The organism is Pseudoalteromonas sp. M8 (assembly GCF_018141365.1).
In the GTDB taxonomy this organism is placed as follows: Bacteria; Pseudomonadota; Gammaproteobacteria; order Enterobacterales; family Alteromonadaceae; genus Pseudoalteromonas.
The window spans coordinates 301072-323784 of record NZ_CP047239.1 but is presented as its reverse complement, the minus strand read 5'-3'; the positions used below and the strand labels follow the sequence as shown (position 1 = coordinate 323784).

The 22713-nt window shown below is 41.1% G+C and carries 22 protein-coding genes and 3 pseudogenes; 16 read left to right on the top strand and 9 right to left on the bottom strand.

What is annotated here, in order from left to right:
- Positions 1-3 precede the first annotated feature (3 nt).
- Positions 4-624 (top strand): LysE family translocator, encoded by a 621-nt coding sequence (locus GSF13_RS01345; RefSeq protein WP_095727036.1) that lies wholly within the window; start codon positions 4-6, stop codon positions 622-624.
- 107 nt (positions 625-731) lie between these two features.
- On the opposite strand, the gene GSF13_RS01340 is transcribed toward GSF13_RS01345, so the two are convergent.
- Entirely contained in the window at positions 732-1340 is a 609-nt protein-coding gene (locus GSF13_RS01340; protein ID WP_010605268.1) for a hypothetical protein, read from the bottom strand.
- A gap of 332 nt (positions 1341-1672) precedes the next feature.
- Between GSF13_RS01340 and GSF13_RS01335 the strand changes: the two genes are divergently transcribed.
- Positions 1673-2371 (top strand): hypothetical protein, encoded by a 699-nt coding sequence (locus GSF13_RS01335; RefSeq protein ID WP_211865730.1) that lies wholly within the window; start codon positions 1673-1675, stop codon positions 2369-2371.
- A 203-nt stretch (positions 2372-2574) separates the two neighbouring features.
- On the opposite strand, the gene GSF13_RS01330 is transcribed toward GSF13_RS01335, so the two are convergent.
- Positions 2575-3546: an integron integrase gene (locus GSF13_RS01330; protein WP_211865728.1), complete on the bottom strand. Its 972-nt coding sequence runs from the start codon at positions 3544-3546 to the stop codon at positions 2575-2577.
- Positions 3547-3833: 287 nt separating this feature from the next.
- Between GSF13_RS01330 and GSF13_RS01325 the strand changes: the two genes are divergently transcribed.
- Positions 3834-4967 (top strand): RES domain-containing protein, encoded by a 1134-nt coding sequence (locus GSF13_RS01325; protein ID WP_211865726.1) that lies wholly within the window; start codon positions 3834-3836, stop codon positions 4965-4967.
- A gap of 251 nt (positions 4968-5218) precedes the next feature.
- Positions 5219-5953, top strand: coding sequence for a DUF2971 domain-containing protein (locus GSF13_RS01320; protein WP_211865724.1), 735 nt, complete (start codon positions 5219-5221; stop codon positions 5951-5953).
- Positions 5954-6197: 244 nt separating this feature from the next.
- Here the strand turns inward: GSF13_RS01320 and GSF13_RS01315 are convergent.
- Both GSF13_RS01315 and GSF13_RS01310 read right to left on the bottom strand, forming a co-directional pair.
- Positions 6198-7168 (bottom strand): annotated as a pseudogene (locus GSF13_RS01315) (transposase).
- Positions 7152-7775: a phage integrase N-terminal SAM-like domain-containing protein gene (locus tag GSF13_RS01310; protein WP_249122659.1), complete on the bottom strand. Its 624-nt coding sequence runs from the start codon at positions 7773-7775 to the stop codon at positions 7152-7154. Before GSF13_RS01310 ends, GSF13_RS01315 begins: the two are co-directional and overlap by 17 nt.
- A 234-nt stretch (positions 7776-8009) precedes the next feature.
- On the opposite strand from GSF13_RS01310, the gene GSF13_RS01305 reads away from it, so the two are divergent.
- The 3 genes from GSF13_RS01305 to GSF13_RS01295 all read left to right on the top strand — a co-directional run bounded on the left by GSF13_RS01305 (position 8010) and on the right by GSF13_RS01295 (position 9706).
- Positions 8010-8552 (top strand): hypothetical protein, encoded by a 543-nt coding sequence (locus GSF13_RS01305; RefSeq protein WP_211865722.1) that lies wholly within the window; start codon positions 8010-8012, stop codon positions 8550-8552.
- 132 nt (positions 8553-8684) lie between these two features.
- On the top strand, positions 8685-9341 hold the full coding sequence (locus GSF13_RS01300) for a hypothetical protein (RefSeq protein WP_211865720.1): 657 nt from the start codon (positions 8685-8687) through the stop codon (positions 9339-9341).
- Positions 9342-9475: 134 nt separating this feature from the next.
- A complete protein-coding gene (locus GSF13_RS01295; protein ID WP_211865718.1) occupies positions 9476-9706 on the top strand; it encodes a hypothetical protein in 231 nt (76 codons plus the stop codon).
- 360 nt (positions 9707-10066) lie between these two features.
- On the opposite strand, the pseudogene GSF13_RS24515 reads toward GSF13_RS01295, so the two are convergent.
- Positions 10067-10168: pseudogene (locus GSF13_RS24515) on the bottom strand (transposase); the annotation flags it as partial.
- A gap of 116 nt (positions 10169-10284) precedes the next feature.
- On the opposite strand from GSF13_RS24515, the gene GSF13_RS01290 reads away from it, so the two are divergent.
- The 6 genes from GSF13_RS01290 to GSF13_RS01265 are packed head-to-tail and all read left to right on the top strand — an operon-like array spanning position 10285 to position 15553.
- Positions 10285-11319, top strand: coding sequence for a DUF4118 domain-containing protein (locus GSF13_RS01290; RefSeq protein WP_174169325.1), 1035 nt, complete (start codon positions 10285-10287; stop codon positions 11317-11319).
- Positions 11319-12020, top strand: coding sequence for a response regulator transcription factor (locus GSF13_RS01285; RefSeq protein ID WP_010605286.1), 702 nt, complete (start codon positions 11319-11321; stop codon positions 12018-12020). Before GSF13_RS01290 ends, GSF13_RS01285 begins: the two co-directional genes overlap by 1 nt.
- A 20-nt stretch (positions 12021-12040) precedes the next feature.
- A complete protein-coding gene (locus GSF13_RS01280; protein WP_174169323.1) occupies positions 12041-12697 on the top strand; it encodes a TrkA family potassium uptake protein in 657 nt (218 codons plus the stop codon).
- Complete coding sequence (locus tag GSF13_RS01275; protein ID WP_211865716.1) at positions 12697-14067, top strand: TrkH family potassium uptake protein; 1371 nt, start codon at positions 12697-12699, stop codon at positions 14065-14067. Before GSF13_RS01280 ends, GSF13_RS01275 begins: the two co-directional genes overlap by 1 nt.
- A 20-nt stretch (positions 14068-14087) precedes the next feature.
- Positions 14088-15119 carry a S66 peptidase family protein gene (locus GSF13_RS01270; protein WP_249122658.1) on the top strand — a complete coding sequence of 344 codons (1032 nt, stop codon included), beginning with the start codon at positions 14088-14090 and terminating at the stop codon, positions 15117-15119.
- Positions 15116-15553: a GNAT family N-acetyltransferase gene (locus GSF13_RS01265; RefSeq protein WP_174169320.1), complete on the top strand. Its 438-nt coding sequence runs from the start codon at positions 15116-15118 to the stop codon at positions 15551-15553. Before GSF13_RS01270 ends, GSF13_RS01265 begins: the two co-directional genes overlap by 4 nt.
- 16 nt (positions 15554-15569) lie before the next feature.
- Here the strand turns inward: GSF13_RS01265 and GSF13_RS01260 are convergent, their stop codons facing one another.
- Entirely contained in the window at positions 15570-16514 is a 945-nt protein-coding gene (locus GSF13_RS01260) for a bile acid:sodium symporter family protein (protein WP_211865714.1), read from the bottom strand.
- A gap of 257 nt (positions 16515-16771) precedes the next feature.
- On the opposite strand from GSF13_RS01260, the gene GSF13_RS01255 reads away from it, so the two are divergent.
- On the top strand, positions 16772-17134 hold the full coding sequence (locus tag GSF13_RS01255; RefSeq protein WP_211865712.1) for a DUF6176 family protein: 363 nt from the start codon (positions 16772-16774) through the stop codon (positions 17132-17134).
- Positions 17135-17145: 11 nt separating this feature from the next.
- Here the strand turns inward: GSF13_RS01255 and GSF13_RS01250 are convergent, their stop codons facing one another.
- Complete coding sequence (locus GSF13_RS01250; protein ID WP_211865710.1) at positions 17146-17991, bottom strand: EamA family transporter; 846 nt, start codon at positions 17989-17991, stop codon at positions 17146-17148.
- Positions 17992-18400: 409 nt separating this feature from the next.
- Here GSF13_RS01250 and GSF13_RS01245 point away from each other — a divergent pair, with 409 nt between their 5' ends.
- Entirely contained in the window at positions 18401-18769 is a 369-nt protein-coding gene (locus tag GSF13_RS01245) for a hypothetical protein (RefSeq protein WP_102057963.1), read from the top strand.
- A gap of 37 nt (positions 18770-18806) precedes the next feature.
- Positions 18807-19178, top strand: a complete 372-nt coding sequence (locus tag GSF13_RS01240; protein ID WP_174169317.1) for a hypothetical protein — start codon at positions 18807-18809, stop codon at positions 19176-19178.
- Between the two features lie 51 nt (positions 19179-19229).
- Here GSF13_RS01240 and GSF13_RS01235 read toward each other — a convergent pair whose 3' ends face one another.
- Both GSF13_RS01235 and GSF13_RS01230 read right to left on the bottom strand, forming a co-directional pair.
- Complete coding sequence (locus GSF13_RS01235; protein ID WP_102057964.1) at positions 19230-20201, bottom strand: carbohydrate kinase; 972 nt, start codon at positions 20199-20201, stop codon at positions 19230-19232.
- Between the two features lie 15 nt (positions 20202-20216).
- Positions 20217-22606, bottom strand: a pseudogene (locus tag GSF13_RS01230) (TonB-dependent receptor).
- Between the last annotated feature and the right edge of the window lie 107 nt (positions 22607-22713).

Here is a 22713-nt window from a genome sequence, read left to right as displayed (position 1 = left end):
ATTATGGAGCTTACAGCCTGGTTAAGCCTTGCTGCTATTTGTGCTTTTGGTGCGATGTCACCAGGCCCAAGTTTAGCGGTTGTCTTGCGTTATAGCCTATTTCATAGTGCCAAACACGGTATTGTCGCAAGCCTTGCGCATGGTTTGGGAGTTGGAATTTATGCCAGTCTAGCAATTTTAGGGTTGTCAGGGCTTATTCATCAATTTCCGATTGTATACCAATTTTTGGTTTACGGTGGTGCCGCCTACTTGGCATGGATGGGGATAAAAATCCTAATGAGTAAGAGCCAAGGGTTAGCGGTATCACAGTCTCAAGTGGCAACGTCGTATGGCAAAGCGGCACAGGATGGTTTTGCAATTGCATTTTTGAATCCGAAATTAGCTATTTTCTTCGTTGCGCTCTTTTCGCAGTTTATCGACCCAGAAAAGATGACTTTAACGGTAGGTTTTATCATGTGTATCACCGTGCTAACGATAGATGCGTTGTGGTATTTTATTGTCTCAATTTTGAGTGCTTCAGCAAGAGATAAATTCGATTTAACGGCTAAGCGAGCTGTGATTGATAAAATTCTTGGCTGTGCTTTTTTACTGCTCGCCATGCGAGTGATTTACCAATCCTTGTAGCCATTGTAAGCACTTCTTGGTCGGCGCTCTATCTTTGTGCCCATCAGGAATGATCGCATAATATGCATAGGGAGCGGGGATCGCCAGTTCGCGCTTATCAAGCTGAACTAATCTAACCCCTTGCGCTGTATGTAGTTATGAAGAATAAATGCTTTGAGTTTTTCGTTATCGGTTTTATTCATTGCAAAGGATACGGCGAGCTCCAATGGGCTTGTCACCTTTATCGAGTGGACGTTTGCAAACAGTGGAATAGGGTCGGCAAGATATAATTTAGCTATCCGACTGATCACATTAATTTGGATTGCATTTGCTTGGTAGGGAAAAGTATTAATCAGTCCACCGGATTGGGATATGGAGACCATGTTAAACGGCATCATTTGAGGAGACAATCTAAACCTGACCGGTGTTGATGGGCAGGTACGCCAACTACGTGGGGCACTAGAGTTAGCGGCTTCCACGATATTAGGGGCTTCTAAGTTGTTGTCTAAAATCTCCATCAATGCCGATAGGTCGCTAAGTGGAAACTCGACCTGCTCGTTGGCATTTTTGGCAACGAGACTAAACTGAGAACTATTTGAAATACTCGCAAGTAACTTTTTAATCTCGCTGTGCGTTTGCTGCTTTTGATCCCTAGCTTCCGGCAATAGCGAACCTGCAACGCGATTACCGGCTAGGGTTCGGTTAATGAATTGTAATTCTTCCTTCGTCAATTTCATGATTAAGCACATCCATTGGGTGGTTGATATTTATACAGCAAGGTTTATACCAAATTCCGCTTTGATTGCTACTGCGGCGTTTCTTTTTTAAGTACGGGCTTTGCAATTTGTTCAGCAGTAGACTTGTTGCTATTTAGCCTTCAAATAGGGCAATCTAACGTACCTAAGCGGCAATGAATTGCCCATGAAGCTGTACGTGTTATTTAAGAAAATGAAATATTTCCGTGTTCAGTGGCTATTGATATCAATTCATCGGCTGATTGTTGAAAATATTTATTTGGAATAATGCTTGCAAAGATCCCTCACCGAGATTGTTTTTTTAGACTTGCCCAATGCCAACGTTTTTAACTGGACATCAAGTAGCGCTCATAGAGCCTACTTCACTGAACTTTTCACCCTTACAGCGAGATAAACTAGTGATCCCGAGCGCTCATAATCAGCTTACAGCAAATGATAATCACCTTGCTGCAGGTGGGGGTCGTGCTCACACCTTTAAACAAAACTTTATGAATGCCATGAGCAATGGCTCGGCTAGCGAAACGTCGCAACATGACAAAAATGAAGCGTTACTGCAGTTCCAATTTGCAGATCACGAAGTTCTATTCGACCTTACAAGCATCAACTCTCAAGATGAGGCTGCTTACGAAAAGCTCCGAGCGTTGTTGGCTGATATAATGACAGGGCCTGTAAAGGTTGATATCAGTAGTAAAGATCAAGCGCAGCAATTACTGTTTAAAAATTTAGAGTTAGATTTTTTAGCGTACAAGGAGCTCTCTGAGCGGCTGGAAATGTTAGCAAAGCTTGACCATGAAACTGAAAGTCAAAAAGCATTGGTGCAGCAAGATAGAGATCGCATTCGTGCGGTAATTGCAAGTTTACATGCACGCCTAGAAAAGGGCCAAGAGGCGTTACTTGGCGGAACAACATTAAAAGCGTTGGATGTTAATCGCAAAGATTTTGAGCTTGAATTAGATAGCCTATTTACCAGTGTTGGCTTTGATTCGGATATGCCTGTAACTGGCACGACTTGATTACCGTGATCATTATTGTTTGCTGGGATTTGTACTTTTTACCAGGTATAAAATGTAGTAGCCCATACCCGAAACTCACCGTCTAAAAAGAACGGGGCTAGACTTTACCTGACATGCGCTTTGTGGAACAAAAGACGGCCGTCAACGTTACTTTTGTTCCACAAAGCGCACGTTCCACTAACTCATGTATGCCCCAAAACGAGCTAGAAAATTTTGCTCAAAGGGCTAACAACACCGTTTGCGCCTTGTTGTAAAACATGGGTATAAATCTGAGTGGTTTTAACGTCTGAATGGCCTAACTGAGCTTGTACTGTTCTAATACCTACCTCACTTTGTAACAGGTGTGTAGCAAAAGAGTGGCGAAAAGTGTGGGGCGTTATAGGTTTTGTTATTTGTGCTTTTTTGGCTGCCTCTTTAACCGCTTTACGTACTCCTGTTTGATGAAAATGATGTCGGCGGATCCCCCCAGTTTCAGGGTCTGCACTTAACTTATATGAGGGAAATAGATACTGCCAAGCAATTGACTTATTGGCGCTAGGATATTTTCTTGCTAGTACGTTTGGCATCCAAACACCTGCATATCGTTCATTCTGGGAATCTAATTTTAAGTATTCATCAGCCTGAGCAATTTGATTTCTTAGCAAAGGTATAAGTTCTGTGGCGAGAGTAACCACCCGATGTTTATTCCCTTTTCCATTCCAGATCCGAATGCACTTGTAGTCAAAGTCAATGTCCTGAACTCGTAGTTGAACAGCTTCCATTACACGTAAGCCGCTACCATACATTAAGCCTGAAATTAAATAATATCGTTTACTTAAAAACGACATGAGACGTTTAACCCCCTCGGGGGTCATAACAATTGGCAACTTAGATTGGCGCTTGCTTCTGATAAACGTTAGATTGGGGCACAAATCCTGTTTAATTATTTGCTTATACAGAAAAGATAATGCATTTAACGCTGTCGCTTGTGTTTTAGGCGACACATTACGTTTAAGCACAAGGTAGTCGAGATATTCGACAACCTCGTTATCGCCCATTGAAGCTGGGTGACGCTTATCATGAAAATGAATATAGGAAGAAATCCACTTAAGATATGTATCAACTGTTCTGAGCGAATATTGCTTAGTCAGCATAAACTCTGCGATGTGGTTTAGAAATGGTGAACGAGTTCTCATTGAATTAGCTCTAAAAAGAAACTGTATTTATATACAGTGTTGGCGTATTTCTCTTATAGTCAAGAAAACGACCCACTGGGTCGTTTTCATCCTTTTCATAATGATGAAAAATATATCTGTAGCAACAAGTTAGTTATTGTGATAAAACTGGTACAATGAGAATAATGACCCATGACCCGGTAGATAAACGACCCATTGGGTCGATATTAAATTGTTAGTTGTCTAAACACTTTTATCATATCAGTGTGAAAGTATTTTGATTGTTTTAATATTTATTTGGGGAAATTATGGTTTCAACTATTCGTGATATTTTTCGTGAAATTCTAGAGGAAGAAATTACAAACTCTATTGGTTCTATTTGTAGTCAATGTAATACTTCTGCATATTACTTCAATCAGAAAAATAAAGATCTTTATAACGAGAAAACTTGTGTGATATGTTCAAATGAGCATATTAATGGAATTCTTTTAGAAGATTTTATTTTTACATTATCTAGACATATACCAAATCACTATGATTTTATTGAAAGTGATCTATCGGACTCAATTTCGCTTGGCGAAATAGTGGCTAGATTTACATATAACAATGAAAAAGTTATAGATAAACTTGAAAAATTATTATGTGATGAATCACCAGATTTCTTTAAATTGAAAGGGCGATATAGAGAGTTTGTTGACGATTCAATTATCGAAAGCTATAAAAAAAGCGCTATAGATGAATGGCATAATATATCAAAAGAAGTAAAGCACACTCGTCGATTTACCAATACTAGGGCGATTCAGTTTTATGAGAGGTTAATTGGTGATTGTTTACTTAATGTTAAAAAAGATGAGCAATTCAACTCTGCATTAACAAAAATAGATAAAGGAACAAGTTTGTTTAGAGGTAGGGTCGTAAAAGATGATGATCACAAAGAAACTATTAGTAAAAATCCTAAAAGAGAGCTTTCAGCTCCTCCAGAGAGTGTAGCTGCGAGTAACCGAATGAGTCCATCTGGGATATCTTTTATGTACACAGCTGGAGATTATGAAACTGCAATTTCAGAACTACGCCCTTATGTTGGTGATACCATTGCAATTGGAGAGTTTGTAACTACTAAACAATTAAACTTCTTTGATTTCACACTTTTAGAAACAGTTGAAATAAGGAAACTTAATATTTTGGAAGACCCTAGAAATAGTAAGTTTATTAGGAGTAGATATTTGTTAAATGAGTTGCATAAGCTTGTTTCGAAGCCTGTTAGACCTTCAGATGTTACATATATAGATCTTCAGATTTTTTCTGAAACAATCCGGAATTATAAGGATGGTATGTTCGATGGAATTATATTCGGTTCATCACAGCGTATGGGGGGCTTAATTATGTTATTTTTGGGGATTATGACGAAAAAGATGATGCTAAAAATTATTATGTTTCGTTAGGCAGTGATTGCAACGTAAGATTCTATAAGGTAAAAGAAGCCTTAACAACAACTGAAAAGGTTGAATAAGCAAAAATGAGCTCTTTCGTGTTATAAAGACAACTAACAAACAATTTAAGAGTGATTCAGCACGCTTGGCATTTTTGGCTTGGGTTGAGTTCAGTGATTACGTTGGTCAAATTGAGTGTCGTGGTAGCGTGCTTCACACCTTAATTGGGCGTTATAGGGCAGAGTTAGCATAAGGTATAAATAGTGAATTTTTTTAAATATTACAGTGCTGGTAAAGATGCGTCAGTTGAATCGATACTCGCTCCACTTAAGTATCATGCTTTAAGGTACGTTTCTGCTGATCAATTCAATGACCCTTATGATAGTAAGATTTTTTTTGAAACGCTTGATGGCAAGCGAGAAGATGCATTTTCAGATGTGATTAATAAACACCTAAGAATTGCATCTATGAGTAGAAATCCAAGTTCACCGATTATGTGGTCACATTATGCTAGTCATCATGCAGGCTATATTTTGGAGTATGAGTTAGATAGTCAGTTTCCATATCAGAAAGTTGAGTATGAAAAACTAAAACCATTTTATTATTCAACTCAGGAAATGAAGTCAATTATTCTCAGTAAATACCCTGATATATCTGACTCGGAAGTGGAAGTTATGATGAAAAAGGAACTACTAGAAAATGAAAAGTTCATGAAAAATCTATGGGCTGCAATCATAACAAAGCATAATGATTGGGTATACGAGGATGAGTATCGTTTCATAGATGTCAATCCAAGTGGAATAAATGACGCGCACATAGACAAGCCTCTTGAAACTAAGCGCATACGTTCAATTATATTAGGTTACCGTTTTGACCATGAGAAATTAGATGATGAACTCAGGTCAATTATTAACTCTACATATGAAAGTTTGGTTGTTTATAAAGCGGAACCGAGTATGGAAGAGTATTCTATGAATATAAGACCATATTCATTGTAGTAAAGCCCTATAACAAACAATTTAAGGTCGAAAATAAGCGACACCCATCACTATTAACATCAAAGCTGAGGAGGTGAAGTAAAAAAAGTATGAAAGCACAGCTGTCACTTTGGCCAAAAACGTTTATCGATAGGTTATTTTTTAGCGCTCAAGCGTATCTCTACACTAAAACTGGGTTATCGCGCACGACAAAGCGCTGTAAATACAACAGTAAGAAATTCTAGAGTTGAGAATGTGAGCTTTGCTAAGCCAACAAACGCTCGCAGTTTGTTAGATTTTCCGCCGTCGTTTTTGCAGTGTTTCACAGTAAGCGGTTATTGTTCGTTCTCGACCAACTGCACCGTGAAATACCCGAGAAAATTTCGTAGTGAGTTTTATCCAGTTTTCAGGTTCTATATTGAGTCGAGTAAGAATCGGTTGTGCTTCATTGATATACCCGCGTTTATCGACTCGAATACATTGGCCCGTGAGCTCAACTAATTCAATATAGGACTTGAGTTCAAAAGGTAGGCCTTTAGGCATATGTTTTCGCGGGCTGCCAGCAAAACGTAGTAGGCTTTTTGGTTGTTTGCCCAGCTTAGCGTGGTCGATGCGCTTTTTGATGCTGGTGTAGTCTGAGGTTTCAGGCGTTGCGGCGATTTTGGCTCTAATGGGGTTTAGGTCTACGTAGGCTAGACAAGCTGCCAATGCTGCCTCGTCTAGTAATGCTTGGGATTTAAATCGTCCTTCCCAAAAACGGCCTGTACAATTATCTTCTTTATTTGCTCGGCGGGCGATGTCTTCGTTAAGTACGCGCATAAACCAGCTAATATCTGCGAGCCTTTCCCTGTACTTGGCGACATGCTCATTGAGTATCAATCGCTCCGACTCATTGAGTGGCTCACCTTCAGTAAATTTTTGGCTTACCCAATTACCTTTAAACAACTTGTGCCATCGAATCACAATCGCTTCATCAGACAGGCGCTTAGCCTTTTTATCATCAACATATAAAACAATGTGGGTGTGATTACTCATCACGGCATAAGCACAGACATCAATACAAAACACAGACCCCGACATCAGGAGCTTTTCTTCAACCCAATCACGGCGGTGCTCGTATGATTTTCCAGTAAATTTATCTTCACCGCACAGAAAGGCGCGCCTTACGCAGCGGGAGATACAGTGATAATATTTGGTGTCGGTTAAACTAATTTGTTTTTTACGGGCAGTAGCCATAGTTTGGTTTCCTCAATCCTTTGAGTGCAGAATTTAAGCTTAGGCGAATTTTAGGAAGGTGCAAATTAGTGATGGGTGTCAGCGATTTATTAATTAGAGTAACCACTCGATGTTTATTCCCTTTTCCATTCCAGATCCGAATGCACTTGTAGTCAAAGTCAATGTCCTGAACTCGTAGTTGAACAGCTTCCATTACACGTAAGCCGCTACCATACATTAAGCCTGAAATTAAATAATATCGTTTACTTAAAAACGACATGAGACGTTTAACCTCCTCGGGGGTCATAACAATTGGCAACTTAGATTGGCGCTTGCTTCTGATAAACGTTAGATTGGGGCACAAATCCTGTTTAATTATTTGCTTATACAGAAAAGATAATGCATTTAACGCTGTCGCTTGTGTTTTAGGCGACACATTACGTTTAAGCACAAGGTAGTCGAGATATTCGACAACCTCGTTATCGCCCATTGAAGCTGGGTGACGCTTATCATGAAAATGAATATAGGAAGAAATCCACTTAAGATATGTATCAACTGTTCTGAGCGAATATTGCTTAGTCAGCATAAACTCTGCGATGTGGTTTAGAAATGGTGAACGAGTTCTCATTGAATTAGCTCTAAAAAGAAACTGTATTTATATACAGTGTTGGCGTATTTCTCTTATAGTCAAGAAAACGACCCACTGGGTCGTTTTCATCCTTTTCATAATGATGAAAAATATATCTGTAGCAACAAGTTAGTTATTGTGATAAAACTGGTACAATGAGAATAATGACCCATGACTCGGTAGATAAACGACCCATTGGGTCGATATTAAATTGTTAGCCGTACAAGGAAAGTTATGAGAAAAATCTTACCTACTTTATTTATACTTCTCTCAGGTAATGCCATTAGCAATGATGATTTTAGTTGGTTAACGCCAGATGGGAATAAAGCTCCTGAAACAGAAAATCAGAAAAGTAAATCTGGTTTTGGTGGCTGGTTGGTCGTAACGCCAGATAAAGACTGGGAAGAAAAATGGAATACTCCCAGTGAAAATATCCCCTATTTTTCTGAAGCTAAAGATGTAAAGCTAGGTGAAGAGTTAACTATCCTTCCATTTTTCGCTAATCCAAAATTAAATGAATCTAATTACTTCGAAATTTTATGTGATATTAAAGTAGAAAAGCCTGATGGTACTTACTCAATAAATGAGAAAAATATCCCGTGTGCTAAAGGTAAGCTCGATATAAGCCCTCTTTCCGTATTTTTAACACAAACCGTGATTAAATATATTGGCGAACAGGGAGACCCCTATGGGGTTTGGACAGTTTATTTCGATATGAAGGATTCAATAAGAGGTATAAATATTCCTCTAAAAACTTCCTTCAATTTGGTTAAATAGTACGGCTAACAAGCCAAGTAAGCGGGACAATAACACGTGGGCTCCCGTCACTTCGTTCCGTATTATAGCCCACTTGTTATTGCCCCTTCTTGGGGCGTTAGCTAACTAACTTAATTAGGTGTTGAAAATCGAATGTCGCAAAAAACTTATATAGAAATATTAATTACACCAATAGTTATAGCTGTCATTGGTATTATTGGGACAAATGTTATAAGCAACACACAAGTTCAGAATACAAAAGAAATCGCCGAAGCCCAGATACGGCTCCAAATAAGAGAAGCTGAAAACAATAAAAAACTAAAAACTTTAGAAATTTTTGGTAAACAAATAATATCTAAGAATCCAGAAGAAAGAAAGTTGGCTCTAGGCTTGATAAGTATCTTAGATCAAGATCTAGCAGATGAAATGCTTTCTTATCTAGCTAAGTACGACCCAGATAAAATGGTCAAGGAGGAAGCAAAAAACCTCCAGAAAAAACTTCAAAATAAAGCTAAGAATCTTCAAAATGAAGCCAGGTTTTTAGGGCATGACGATATAGAGGAAAGGGTTAAAAGAGTTATTGCGAAGAATTACCATGTTTCTTTTTCCGAAGTAAAACTTCAAAGTGTTTTAGAAAAAATAAACCCAAGTAGGAATGTGCCAGGTGTAGGTGATCTTACTTCTATTGAGGTTCTAATTGAGCTAGAGGAACTCTACTCTTGTCATGTTAAAGATGATATCGCGATTGAAATTGAAACAGTTAAAGATATGGTTGATGTTTTTAAATCATGCTTCGACAGACAAAATTAGTAATAGGTGTACTAGTTAGCTAACAAGGTATTTAAGTCGGAACAAAAACGGTTGGCTTTTGCTCGTTCCTCACAAAGTGTAGCCAATCAATGTTGTCCACTTAATACGGTGTTATATTTCCTTTGGAGTCTGTCGTGATTCTTAACTATGAGTATGAGGTCACGATTGCAAGTGATGTCAGTAACGGTCGAGATGGAATAGGAGTTGAGATTTACTTCAAGGGTAAATTGATACTTGAGATATTTCGTGATGACACAAAAAAGTCGCGTGAAGTGACAGCTTATGACAAAGATATACCGCTAGAGGTTGTTGAAGCTTCTATAGAATTATTTAAAAAAGAAATACCTTGGGATTTCCAAGATTAGTTGATTGGAAATATAACAAGTTAATTAAACGAACAATACAGACACCCACTGTTATCTATTCACCATAGTTACGGCAGTTTCGACTTAGAATTACAAAAAGCTGTTCATCACTCATATCAAAAGTGTTTCTAAAATAAGCCAGTTATTGGCGTTTACGTATTTCTCGACGTCAAAATAAGCTTATCGCCCACGGCATGGGGGAGGCTACGGCTAGCGCAGCTTGAGGAGTTATTGCTAAAGCCTTTATTTGGTCTAGCCAGCAAACGTTCACAATTTGCTAGGTTTGTGCGCCGTCGTTTTTTGAGTGTTTTACAATAAGTGGTCAGTACTCGCTCTCGGCCATTCTTCAATGAATTTCTAAGTTATCCAGTTGCTTTTGAACAGCTTGTGCCAGCGTATCACAATGGCTTTATCAGATATGCGCTTAGCCTTTTTATCATCAACATGCAAAAACAAACTTGATAGATAAACAGGCTCTTGTGCTAAATAGCCTAAAGTTAAGTAAATTTTACGCAAATTATACGGCAACGAAATTTCGACAAGGATAGAATAAAGACATAGCGCAAGTTGGAGTCACTATGTTTTCCGAGAATGGATTTATTGCCAAGAACGAGTATCTCGTTAGTTTTCTGGTTTTGCTGTTAACCAGTGCCTTTGCCGTTGCCTTAGACTCGTTGCTACATTCGGCGATCAGTGTACTGCTGGTATTGCAGTTGGGGGTTGTTGTTGTTTCTCTCATCGCAAAACGTTGGATGGCACTGGGGGTGGCGGTTGTTAGCAGTCTAGTGTTCAACTTTTTTATCACAGAGCCCAGATACACGCTTCACATGAATAACACCGAAGACGTGGTCAATTTAGTGGTATTTATCGCGGTGGCATTAGCTACCAGCTATTTATCGAGCTATATCAAAGAGCAAAAGCAGCAGCTTTTAGTTGCGAATGTGCGCTCCAATATCTTGTTGTCGGTTTCTCATGATCTACGCACACCGCTCGCTGCGGTGATAGGAGCGCTCGAAACGCTAGAAACCTATCGTGATAAGTTAGACCAAGACGAGCAAAATGAGCTGTTGGGGTCCGCACGATCAGAAAGCCACCGTTTGTTTCGCTATATCGAAAATATTTTGCAAGCCACCAAGTTACAGCATCAAGGGGATGAGCTTTCGCTGTTGAAGCAACCTACGTCTATTGATGTCTTGATTGATAACGTGATTTTGCGGCTAGGCGCGCCATGCGTCTCGAGAATGCCACAGAATATGAGTCCAATTCTCACGATACAAGCTGCACTCATTGAACAAGCCCTGTTTAACTTAATTGAAAATGCAGTCACCTTTAGTCCCGATGGAGAGCGGGTTGAGATTTCCTTTGGAGAAACGCAGCAAGCGTTGTTGATATTTATTCAGGATAATGGTCCAGGGATCCCCGTTGCTCGGCAAAAAGAAGTCTTTACCGCCTTTAGCTCGTTTCGGCAAAGCGCCAGTAAAGACGGTGGCAGTGGCTTAGGGCTGAGTGTGGCAAGAGGTATTATTCGTGCGCACGGCGGTGATATTCGCATTTTGCCGACGACGCAAGGCTGCACAATGGAAGTTAGTTTGCCAAAAGAGGAGGCGCATTGATGACTCACACCATTTTATTGATTGACGATGAAGAAGAGATCCGTCGTTTTATCCGCTTAGCATTAAAAGCTGAAGGGCTGAATTATGTGGAAGCCAGCACTGGAAAGGAAGCCATGTCGGTGTTAAAAGGTGAGCTGCCAGACTTAGTTATCTTAGATCTCGGGCTACCAGATTTTGATGGATATAGCATTTTGAAGAAGATCCGAGAAACCAGCAAGTTACCTGTATTGATCTTAACTGCGCGAGATCAAGAGGCTGAGAAGATTAAACTGCTTGAGGGCGGCGCAAACGACTACCTGACGAAGCCTTTTAGCATCAAAGAGCTAATAGTGCGCGTCAAAGTGCTATTACGAGATTTAGTACCGAACAAACGCTTGCTCGCCATTGACTACGGCAAGTTGATGATAGATCTACAAAAGCATCAAGTCATTATGGATAACGCACCATTAGCACTGTCGAAAAAGGAATTTGCACTACTTAGTATGCTTGCACAAAGAGCACAAGAGTTAGTCAGTCAGCAAACCTTATTAAAGCAAATTTGGGGCGAAAGCCATGTGGAAGATAGTCACTATTTACGGATTGTGGTCAGCCAGTTACGTAAGAAACTCAGTGACGATGCTGCTACACCAAAAATCATAGAAACTGAGCCCGGGGTTGGTTATCGGTTTTTACTTTTACCGCTCAATAAGCATTTCTCATAACGGGGTATATAGAGGTTGTTATGGCACAATTTGTAGTTATTGGTTTAGGTCGATTTGGTTTTGCGGCTTGTTTGGAATTAAAGCGGCTTGGAAACAAAGTGATAGGGGTAGATAGTCGCGAACGTGTGGTGAACCAAGTTGTTGAGCATATTGATTATGCCACCTCTTTAGACGCGACCGATGAAACGGCATTACGCCAACTAGATATTACGAGAAGCAAAGCTGTATTGGTCGCCATAGGTGAAAACCTAGAATCGAGCATTTTATGTGTACTGTCGTTAAAGAACTTAGGCGTTGAGCAAATTTGGGTTAAGGCCAGCTCAGAAGCGCATCATACAATTTTATCCCGCTTAGGCGTAACACGCGTGATCCGCCCTGAAGAAGAAATGGGGATCAGGGTCGCACAAACACTGAATTACCCCATGGTCAATCAATATATGCAATTGGGGCATGGTTTTTATATGGTGGAAGTCATCGTGAATAAATTAAGCTGCGGGCAGTCTTTGGCAACGCTATTAAAGCGTGCAAAGGGCGAAATCAAGGCTGTGTTAGTACAGCGCGGCAAAGCGTGTTATAGCAATCCGGCAGAGTCATTTTTGATCAACGAAGATGATAAAGTGATCCTCAGCGGTCAGTTAAAAGCGTTAAATTCTATCGCGCTAAAACTGGGGGCGTAATGAAAACATGGAGTCCCCATTATTATCCCTATCCAAGTAGCCAGCCCAAAGCCCGCAAAAAGCCCTTGAGGTTAAGCCCCCCAGCAGTTCTGTTTATTGGGTTTTGTGGGCTGATAGCTTTAGGTACTATTTTGTTGTTGCTACCGATAGCACACACCCAAGACATCAAAGTGATGCAAGCGTTATTTACTGCAACTTCCGCGGTAACGGTGACAGGACTTGCCGTATTGAGTACGCCAAATGATTTTACGACCTTTGGCCATCTTGTTATTGCTAGTCTTATTCAAATCGGTGGACTTGGTTTTATGACCATTACGGTTGTGGTGCTGCGGGGGATGGGGCAGCAAATGGACATTAGTAAACAACTTATCGCAAAAGAAAGCTTTGGCATAGCACGATTTGATCAGTTGGTTGATACAGCCAAATGCGTGTTAGTTTATGCACTGATCATCGAATCTATAGGATTTACCATTTTGCTTGCCCATTGGTATCAAACGCTACCGCTTGGTGATGCGATAATGCAAAGCTTCTTCTACACTATTTCGGCTTTTAACAATGCCGGCTTTGCATTGCATGATGACAGCCTAACCAGTTTTCGTGGTGATTGGGTCGTTAATCTTGTGATATCGGGATTATTTGTGATTGGCGGACTTGGATTTGTGGTGTTGATGGATGTAGTGAAAAGACGCCGTTGGAGCCGGTTTGGATCTGCCACTAAGTTAGTCTTGATAGCAACAGCGGTGTTGAATGTGCTGGCATTTAGCTTATTTTGGCTTTTTGAAGCAAATAACCCAGAGACCCTCGGAAATTTGCCGTTGTCTGAGCAAGTGATCACCGCCTGGATGCAAGCGGTAACGCCACGGACAGCGGGCTTTAACAGTATCGACTTTGCGCTGGTTAATGACGAAAGTACCGTGCTGACCATTTGGTTAATGATAATAGGGGGCGGCTCTATGAGTACCGCCAGTGGTCTTAAAATAACCACAGTGGTGGTGCTATTAATGGCAACCTACGCTTATTTGAGACGCAGAGATCAAGTCGCTATTGGACACAGACAGATCTCGCCTGAAACGGTATTTAAGGCGCTTAGTCTCACCGTGGTGTACTTTTTTACCGTGATGCTCGCAACCCTTATTTTAACGATTACCGAGCAGGCAAATTTAACGGATATCACGTTTGAAGCCGTGTCGGCATTAGGCACAGTTGGCTTATCTCGAGGGATCACTGGCTCATTGTCCGAACCCGGTGAAGCGGTAATCATATTTTTAATGCTGATTGGACGCTTGGGGCCGTTAACCTTTCTATACTTAATCGCTCGCCCGAAACGGGAGAATTTAAAGTATGCAAAAGCGGAAATTCAGGTAGGATAAGCAAAAAAATAACGGAAATCATGATGAAGTATCCCAAACCGTTGAAAGCGGGCAGTAAAATTGCGATCACGGCATTCTCAGCGGGCGTACCTGCTGCTATGCACGCGAGACTAGACAACGCTTTGGATTATCTAACGCAACAAGGTTTTGAACTCGTGGTTGGTGAATGCCTGCGCGATAACCACAACTACGTTAGCGCGGATGTCAAAACCCGTGCTAATGAGCTTATGGGATACTTACTCGACGACACAATAGACGCGATTATGCCGCCATGGGGCGGTGCAATTGCAATGGATTTACTGACATTACTTAATTGGGAAAAGTTGGCGCATGCTCCGCCAAAATGGCTCATCGGTTTCTCTGATGTCAGCACTTTGCTGAGCGCAGTGACTTGCAAACTAGGCTGGGCAAGCGTGCATGCAACTAACCTTATGCAATTAAATGCCCATCAACAAGACCCTTTAACGGTTGGACTTTTTAACCATTTGAGGCGCGCGCCTAATGACTCTTTTACGCAGTTTCCCTCGACACATTTTGAAGCTGAGCCACTCAATTTTGTTGATTTTCCCGATGCTGGATTTAACTTGTCCGCGAGCACTCAATGGCGTATTTTGGCCAATGGCAATCACCGGCAGCAGTTTGCTGGTCGATTATTAGGCGGCTGTTTGGATATTCACATGTTATTGGCTGGTACGGAATATTTTGATCTGGACGCTTTTTCACAGGCGCACCCTGATGAGTCGATTATCTTATATTTTGAAAATGGCGAAATGCCGCCAGCGGCGTACTATCGTGCACTGCAAAGTATTAAATTACGAGGTTGGTTTTCGAAAGTCGCAGGAGTTTTAATTGGTCGAAATCCAGAGCCGCTAGCAAAAGATTGCGACTGGACGCACCTAGATGCATTGCAAAAAGTCTTTACTGGTTGCGATTTCCCCGTGCTATACGATGTGGATATAGGCCATCAAGCGCCGAATTTAACGCTAATTAACGGCGCTTATGCCGAAGTGACTGTTGGCGATACCTTTTCAATTACACAGACATTAATATGAATCTAGAATATAAAGTCGGCTCGATAGATGACCTCCTTGCGATAGAAAACCAAATTCCTGAATTTGCCACGCCAAGAAAGGGTGAGGAAGTCGGAGACAAACTGCGAGATAAACAATATTTATTGCTGGTGGCGTACGCTCAAGGCAAGCCTGTAGGGTATAAGCTAGGTCACGAACTGCCAAACAACGAGTTTTATAGCTGGTTAGGCGCGGTCATCCCCGAATATCGCGGCAAAGGTATTGCCAAGCAGCTGTTGGTGATGCAAGAAACTTGGTGCAAAGCGCAAGGCTATAGCGCCATTAGAGTAAAGTCGAGAAACCTATTCAAAAACATGCTATTGATGCTAATAAGCCGCGATTACCAGATTGTAAATTGTGAACAAATCAACGGCTCATCGGATTGCAAAATTCACTTTTATAAGCAATTACAATAAAGCCTAACCTTTGATATTAGGCTTTATAGTTATCAGATGAGCTGGTGGCGCTTCGTCGCCATATTCCTGCTAATATCGAGCCGCTGACATTATGCCAAATAGAAAATAGGGTACCTGCTACGGCCGCCGCAGGAGTAAAAAACTTCATGGCAAGCGCAACAGCAAGCCCCGAGTTTTGCATGCCCACCTCAAAGGCCATGGTGCGACATACCTTCTCGTCAAAACCGAGCCGTTTCGGAATGAAATAACCCAAAAGTAGCCCTGTAGTATTGTGCAGGATCACTGCAACCAGCATAACGAGCCCGATGCTTTGAAGTTTAGGTTGATTAAGAGCAACGATCACTGCAATGATAAAAACGATTGAGAGCATTGAAAGTAAAGGCAGTATCGGAGTTGTTTTGATAACAGAGTGCGCTAGTGGTTTGGCAAACAAGGTATTGAAAGCAACGCCCACAGCCACAGGAAATAGCACAATTTTTAGCAGGCTCGTCAACATATCAGAAAACTGAATATCAACCACCTGGCCTATCATCAATGTGGTAATCAGTGGCGTTAAGAACACGCCGAGTAAAGTACTAATCGCGGTCATAGAAATCGATAACGCGACATCTCCCTTGGCGAGATAACACAAAACGTTACTTGCCGTGCCGCCTGCAACCGTGCCCACTAAAATCATACCAATTAATAAGTCAGTTTCTACGCTCATGGTGGTTGCAATCAAGTAGGCAACACTCGGCATTACGGTAAATTGAAGCAGTACACTAACGCAAATGGCTTTTTTGTTGTCAAGCACGCGTAAAAAGTCTTTTGTAGTGAGGGTTAAACCCATTGTGAGCATGATCAACATTAATAACGGAATAATACCGCCTTTAAACGCGCTAAATAGAGTCGGAAAAAGATAAGCGGTTACTGAGCAAATAATGGCCCAAAGAGGGAATAGTTGTACGATTCTTGTCATCATATTTTTACTTTATTTTTCTCTAGATATTAACGAAATTTTCGTCAAACACCTAACTCCAGAGATCTGGCTCATGGGCGTTAATGGTTATCTTAGGTAAAACAATTTGTTACATTTTACGAATTTATAGTTGGGCCCGTTTGAGGGAATTAGGTATAGTCGTTACTACGAAAATGATAAGTAGAAAATAGGAATAAAAAATGAAGGAAAGTATGCTTAGTACCAAAATGGTTAAAGGTTGGAGGAGTTAATCTTATTCCATGGAAACAAAACTGCTAAAGATAAAATTAAACTTGAATGCTCGTCCTCAAGTGGATGAATTACTTGCTTATATGCAGGATAATATCGCGTTTCCGAGAGAAGAGATGCGACAGAAAGGCTACTTTTGGGATTCCGTATTTTTTGCTGAAGAAGGCGGAAGAGAGTATCTCTATATTGTAATAAAGTCTGAAGACTTTAGCTGTATTATGATGGATGAATCTGAGCTAATTTGTACACCTTTTCGTGAAGTGTATGAGCGTTTTAGAAAAGCATGTTGGTCAACAGAGCCATATCAAGATATCGAAGCGTTGGCGTGTTTCAATTCACACATGGAGTTTGACTCTGTCGAACCCAGTAAATAAGTAAAAAAGAGTTATACTTTTGCACCGCTTTTACTATAGAGCAACGCCGCAAAAATAATAGCACTACCAATACCAAGGCGAACGAGGTCAGCCTCTCGGTTCCAAATCAGCAAATTGACAATGATCCCAGCTGGGATCAGCACATTGTTCATTACCGCGAGTTCACCCACCGAGACGCGGGTCAGTCCTAAGTTCCAGACGTAATATCCTACGCCTGAAGCAATCAAGCCTAAATAAATCAGTATTCCCCATTGTAGATTCGTACTTGGGAGTTGTTGGGGATTGCCGAATAACATAAATCCAATGGCGAGCACGAGGGACGCACCAATAAAGAAAAAGCCGAAGCTTTGGTGGTGTACCAGCTGGTAATGGTTACTTAAGCGTTTGTAACTTACTTGGCCTATCGCAAAGCAAAGGTTTGCGCCTTGCACTAGTAGCAAGCCAAAAAGGTAATCGCTAGTAAGCTCTGTAAATCTAATGGTGATTGCACCAATGATAGCTATGAGTGCAGACAGCAAAAAGGTGGCATTGAACGAGCGGTTTAGTAAGTCATTGAGTGCAGTAATATAGATGGGTGTCATCACAGTGAATAGCAACACTTCAGGTACGCTTAGGTATAAAAAAGAATGATAGTAAAAGCCATACATCAGACCAATCTGCACTGCACCGATTGCCATCAGCTTGATTATCAACTCTTTATTCACTGAGTTCAATTTCAAAAATGGAATAAACACAATTGCAGCAAGCAAGGTTCTAGATAAAGCGCTAAACCAAGCATCGACTTGGCCTGCCAAATAGACACCAATTAAAGAAAACGAGAACGCCCAAAGTAAAGTAACAATCCAAAGTAATGGCATGGTTAATTAGTTGTAATTTTTAATCCCGCAATTGTATCACGAGTGTCGTAGAAAATTGACTGTTCGAAAAAAGCGATGATAACAATCTTTATAATGTGATTTTAATTTATGGTTATTCGCATAGAATGGCTGTGTATTCACACTTACATCCCTTCATTGTTTTACCCATGATGTGTTTGGCCGCCGCTGCGGCCTTTTTTATTTAGTCTATTATTTCGATAATCTCTACAGCTGACTCTCAGCGTTTAAATCCCTTGCCATCAATTCGAATGAACATGGCCTTCTGAACTTATTGTGAATTTTATGTTTTTATTGGGTTAAAATAATTGAATTTTTTATTTTTATTGTGTAGTTTGTTTTTTAACCAAGGTTTCTTGGTTGTTAACATAATAAATATAAGGAGAGCAAGATGAAACAAAAAATAACTAAGATACTTGCAGCTATTGCACTAGTTGGTACCTGCAGCGTTGGCGCAACAGAGTTGAATTGCGACCTACAAGTGAAAAGAGGTGGCAACGTCATCGGTAACGGACAAACCTGCTTTGGTATGGACTTCTCATTTGGCAACTCAACTACAGGTAAATTTTACTTAACGAATATCAGCAAGCCGATTAACAAAGTGATTTGGAATGGTGATGCAAACTGCTCCGGAGGTGTTGAATGTGCACTTACTGTTTATGCGTATCAAACACATACAGCAACGGCGACTATCTTATACAAAGATGGCACATACGAAGAAACGAATGTATCACGTATCTCGTATGAAACTGGTCACTAAAAATTACTTAACTTATTCTTAATCAAAGGAAATAATAATGAAATCAACATTAATTGCTTCAGTATTGGTTGTACTAGGTGGCCTGTCTTTTAGTTCGCAAGCGGCAGATTTAAAATGCTCTTTGAACGTGAAATCAGGCGGTAATGTGTGGGGTAACAATACTAGCTATTGTTCTGGAATTGATTTTTCTTTCGGTAATTCAACTTCAGGTAAGTTCTATATCGCAAATGCCACTAAAGCGATTAGTAAAGTAATTTGGAATGGTGATGCGAACTGCAGCGGTGGTACGACGTGTAACATGACCATTCGTGCTTATCGTCAGTACAATGCGACTGCAACTATTCTTTATACTGATGGTACATACGAGACGACAAACTCTGCTCATATTGACTATGAAACCGGGTTCTAAGTCTCGACTTTTATAATAAAACAGCGGGAAAGCCTTTTCCCGCTTTAGGTATTAACCTAACAAAGCCTCAGGGTTGAAGGAAGAAAACCGTTCAGACACATCTATAAGCGTTGGCATAAAGGGCATGACACCTTTGTGTTCACAAGTAAACGCACCACATTTCACAGCAAAGCTAAGTGCCTTTTTTACGGTTGGGAAGTTTTGCACTAGTGTATCTTTTGAGATCCCATGTTGGCTGAGTTGAAATAGAAACCCTGCCATTAAGCTATCCCCAGCGCCGGTTGTATCAACCGCATCAATAGTAGGAGAGGCGACGGAATAAAAGTCTTTAGCTGTTAATACACTGCAAGGGTTTGGCCCATCGCTTGAGATCACCGCTTGTACGCCGACACTAAGTAACCAATCTAAATAGCTAGCCTCTCTCATGTTCTTTTCTTCAGCAAGATATCTCAGCTCATCTTTACTCACTTTTAATATGTCGACATAGGGGTAGCAAGCCTCTATACGTTCGGATAAGCAAGATAAGTCCTGCCATAGATTCAAGCGCAGGTTAACATCAAATGAAATTAATTGATTATGAGCCGCAGCAGACTTTAATAACGCCATGGTGGTACTTGTCACTTCTGCATCGGTAAGCGTGTTGGAGCAAAAATGAAATATCCCGTGATCTGGCCATTGCAAATGCTCAAAGTCTTTTGGGCGGATTGCAATATCAGCGGTACTGTTGCGGTAAAACGAAAAGCTTCGTTCTCCTTGAGCGTCTAGGTGGACGATAGCCAAGGCGGTTTGCGCTCCTTTTATGGATACACAATATTCGGTTCCAACAGCATATAGCGCCAAGGTTGATTTTAATTGCAGCGAAAAGGGATCTTCAGCAAAACCTCCCACAAACCGAGCACTGCCACCAAGTTTAGCAAAGCCTACCGCTACATTCGCTGGAGCGCCGCCAGCAATAGGTTTAAAGCTACCGTCGCCGGTAGGTAACAAATCGATAAGCATCTCGCCAAAACATGTTAATTGCATAACTACTACCCCTAATTAGAAACGGTATTTTAAAGTGACAGACGTAGTTCTGCCGTTAATACTGCGAGCGCGAATAATATTGTTAGTTGGAATTACACCTTCCTCGGCTTCTGTTAATCCAGTGGTATCAAAGAGATTGTTTACGTTTAACGCGATATTGAAGCGTTCAGTCAGATCATAACTTGCAAACGCGTTGACCTGAGTGTAACCGTCAAATTTTAACTCGTTGTTGTCTTGTGCGTACGCGTCAGTGGTGCCGATTAGGCTTAAACCGATAGCACCTTGATCGAAGTTATATTTACCCAATAAGGAATAAACAAAGTCAGCTTGCCGTCTTGGCGTGTTACCCTCGACTTCGGGAGTGAGTGCATCTTTTGCGATTTCAGCATCGGTCCAAGTTAAGCTACCTCGTAAGTCGAAGGAGCCAATAAAATAGACACCTTCAAGTTCAATACCTTGTGCTTCGTATTGCCTGTCAAAGAACTTTTGGCTGGTTGCCTCAAAGTTTTGCTCTTCTGTTTCGGCGTAAAATAAAGTTGCAAATAGACGACCTTGTTCAAACTTTTGTTTGATACCAAATTCATATTGTGTCACTTCATCCACAGCGTCTTCATCAGCAACACTGCCATCAATATTCACTTTACCGAACAATAGTCTGTCTGCATTTGCACGACCGCCCTCACTAAATCTGCCGAATATGGCGCTGCTTGAGGTCATTTGGTAGTTTGCGCCGACAGAGTAACTTGTGTAGCTCCAGTCGTAATTAACCACATTGGGGTTAGCGAGATCGATGGCTGCAACTTGCTCCTCTGGCTTTGATATAGTGCCATCACGGTTGATATCTACACGAGATGTTACAGCACCTGCAAATGTACCTGTCGCTTTACCTGAATCATGACGCACACTCGCATCAACTGAAATATCGCCGAGCTTTGTTGAAAAGGCGATATATGGGGCACGAGTATCGTATTCAGTGTCGTAGTTGCGCTGGCAGCAATTTCCCCAATAGGGCGTACCGTAGGCATATAATCCGTTTTCAGAATATGCAGTGCCATCCGCAGCGGCCACGTTGACAAGCGCTGCGTTATCTCCTTTAACCTCGAGCAAGTATGAATTCCATAACCAAGACATATTGATATTTTGCGATGACATGAAGTAGCCGAAGGTGAGTGACGTGTCAGTACCAAATGACTTGGTGAGCTTTAGGTCATTCATGATGTTGTCGAAATCATTCATTTCCACTTCGAAGGTATGAACGCGCATTAGTAGTGCTTGATTGAACGCTTGATCCGCTTTTGGTCCATTGGCAAAGGTGAGTGTCGCACCGGTATCGGCTATGCTCTCGGCAATTGCTTGGCTATTGGCGATCTCTGCAGGGAAAGGCGACATAAATGTGCCTGAGATACTCGACTTTCTGGACCTGTTTTCGATTTGCCAATCATTACCTAGTTTGAAATTTGCTTCAAAGCCGATACTATCAACAACAGGGTGCATTCCGTCTCGCATATCCCCTTGACGAATTTGATTGTTACCACCTAAGCCTTGCGTGGCGGTGAAATAAACAGAGTGAGGTGTATCTGACAGTACATCAAAGCTGCTGATGGAGTCGCCATTAGAATACATTGGCATAGGAAGGTAGCCTGCTGTTTTATCATCAAGGTGTTTTACATATAAACGAACGTAGCCACTTTCAAATTCCTTGGTGATATTGGCTTTGAGTTGGCCGCCTTTATTTGCGGTATAGCCGGTGTCACGTGGGCCTTCACCTTGACGCACAAAGCCACCAATATGAAATTTTATGTCGTCACTTAAATAACTCCCATACTCAAAATCAGTTCTAAACTCGTCATAATCTAAACCAAACGTGGTGACAACACTGCCTGACTCATTTTCACCCGTTTTTGAAATCAAGTTGATAATGCCTCCGGGAGCGTCGCTGGCGGCAGTCGAAGCCGAGCCACCACGAATAGACTCGATTGACTCCACGGTATTATCAAGGCGCATAAAAATATCGGCGTTACCAAAAGCAATGTCACCAAACTGCAAAATAGGCAAGCCATCTTCTTGTAACTGCAAAAATTTAGCGCCACCGGATGCGACAGGAAGACCACGTACAGCGATATTTGCATTACCTTCACCACCAGTTGATTCAGACCTTACACCAGGAATTAGTTTGAATGCTTCAGCGGTAGTTCTGGGGTTGCAACAGAGATTTGTTCCAGTCCTATGCTGCTAACAGAAACACTCGATGCCATAATGGTTGTTCGCTTTGGTACACCCGTTACGACTATTTTCTCGAAGCCATCGGCAGGCGTAGTGTGTGCTTTTTCTTCAGCGGCCGCCGAGTGAGAGATTGCAAGCGTGAGTGCGCTGAGTGTAAATAGGGTGGTTTTGATTGTTGTCATCATTTGCCTCTTGTTATCGTTGTCAAACTCGTGCGGTCTATTAAAAATAAACTTAATCGATTAAGTTTATTTTTAGCACAATTTAATTTGGTTGCAATTAAAAATTA

What these genes read in the sequence shown, in the direction of transcription:
- GSF13_RS01345 (WP_095727036.1), top strand. Translation starts at nt 4, where the DNA reads ATGGAGCTTACAGCCTGGTTAAGCCTTGCTGCTATTTGTGCTTTTGGT.
- GSF13_RS01340 (WP_010605268.1), bottom strand. Translation starts at nt 1,340, where the DNA reads ATGAAATTGACGAAGGAAGAATTACAATTCATTAACCGAACCCTAGCC.
- GSF13_RS01335 (WP_211865730.1), top strand. Translation starts at nt 1,673, where the DNA reads ATGCCAACGTTTTTAACTGGACATCAAGTAGCGCTCATAGAGCCTACT.
- GSF13_RS01330 (WP_211865728.1), bottom strand. Translation starts at nt 3,546, where the DNA reads ATGAGAACTCGTTCACCATTTCTAAACCACATCGCAGAGTTTATGCTG.
- GSF13_RS01325 (WP_211865726.1), top strand. Translation starts at nt 3,834, where the DNA reads ATGGTTTCAACTATTCGTGATATTTTTCGTGAAATTCTAGAGGAAGAA.
- GSF13_RS01310 (WP_249122659.1), bottom strand. Translation starts at nt 7,775, where the DNA reads ATGAGAACTCGTTCACCATTTCTAAACCACATCGCAGAGTTTATGCTG.
- GSF13_RS01305 (WP_211865722.1), top strand. Translation starts at nt 8,010, where the DNA reads ATGAGAAAAATCTTACCTACTTTATTTATACTTCTCTCAGGTAATGCC.
- GSF13_RS01300 (WP_211865720.1), top strand. Translation starts at nt 8,685, where the DNA reads ATGTCGCAAAAAACTTATATAGAAATATTAATTACACCAATAGTTATA.
- GSF13_RS01290 (WP_174169325.1), top strand. Translation starts at nt 10,285, where the DNA reads ATGTTTTCCGAGAATGGATTTATTGCCAAGAACGAGTATCTCGTTAGT.
- GSF13_RS01285 (WP_010605286.1), top strand. Translation starts at nt 11,319, where the DNA reads ATGACTCACACCATTTTATTGATTGACGATGAAGAAGAGATCCGTCGT.
- GSF13_RS01280 (WP_174169323.1), top strand. Translation starts at nt 12,041, where the DNA reads ATGGCACAATTTGTAGTTATTGGTTTAGGTCGATTTGGTTTTGCGGCT.
- GSF13_RS01275 (WP_211865716.1), top strand. Translation starts at nt 12,697, where the DNA reads ATGAAAACATGGAGTCCCCATTATTATCCCTATCCAAGTAGCCAGCCC.
- GSF13_RS01270 (WP_249122658.1), top strand. Translation starts at nt 14,088, where the DNA reads ATGATGAAGTATCCCAAACCGTTGAAAGCGGGCAGTAAAATTGCGATC.
- GSF13_RS01265 (WP_174169320.1), top strand. Translation starts at nt 15,116, where the DNA reads ATGAATCTAGAATATAAAGTCGGCTCGATAGATGACCTCCTTGCGATA.
- GSF13_RS01260 (WP_211865714.1), bottom strand. Translation starts at nt 16,514, where the DNA reads ATGATGACAAGAATCGTACAACTATTCCCTCTTTGGGCCATTATTTGC.
- GSF13_RS01255 (WP_211865712.1), top strand. Translation starts at nt 16,772, where the DNA reads ATGGAAACAAAACTGCTAAAGATAAAATTAAACTTGAATGCTCGTCCT.
- GSF13_RS01250 (WP_211865710.1), bottom strand. Translation starts at nt 17,991, where the DNA reads ATGCCATTACTTTGGATTGTTACTTTACTTTGGGCGTTCTCGTTTTCT.
- GSF13_RS01245 (WP_102057963.1), top strand. Translation starts at nt 18,401, where the DNA reads ATGAAACAAAAAATAACTAAGATACTTGCAGCTATTGCACTAGTTGGT.
- GSF13_RS01240 (WP_174169317.1), top strand. Translation starts at nt 18,807, where the DNA reads ATGAAATCAACATTAATTGCTTCAGTATTGGTTGTACTAGGTGGCCTG.
- GSF13_RS01235 (WP_102057964.1), bottom strand. Translation starts at nt 20,201, where the DNA reads ATGCAATTAACATGTTTTGGCGAGATGCTTATCGATTTGTTACCTACC.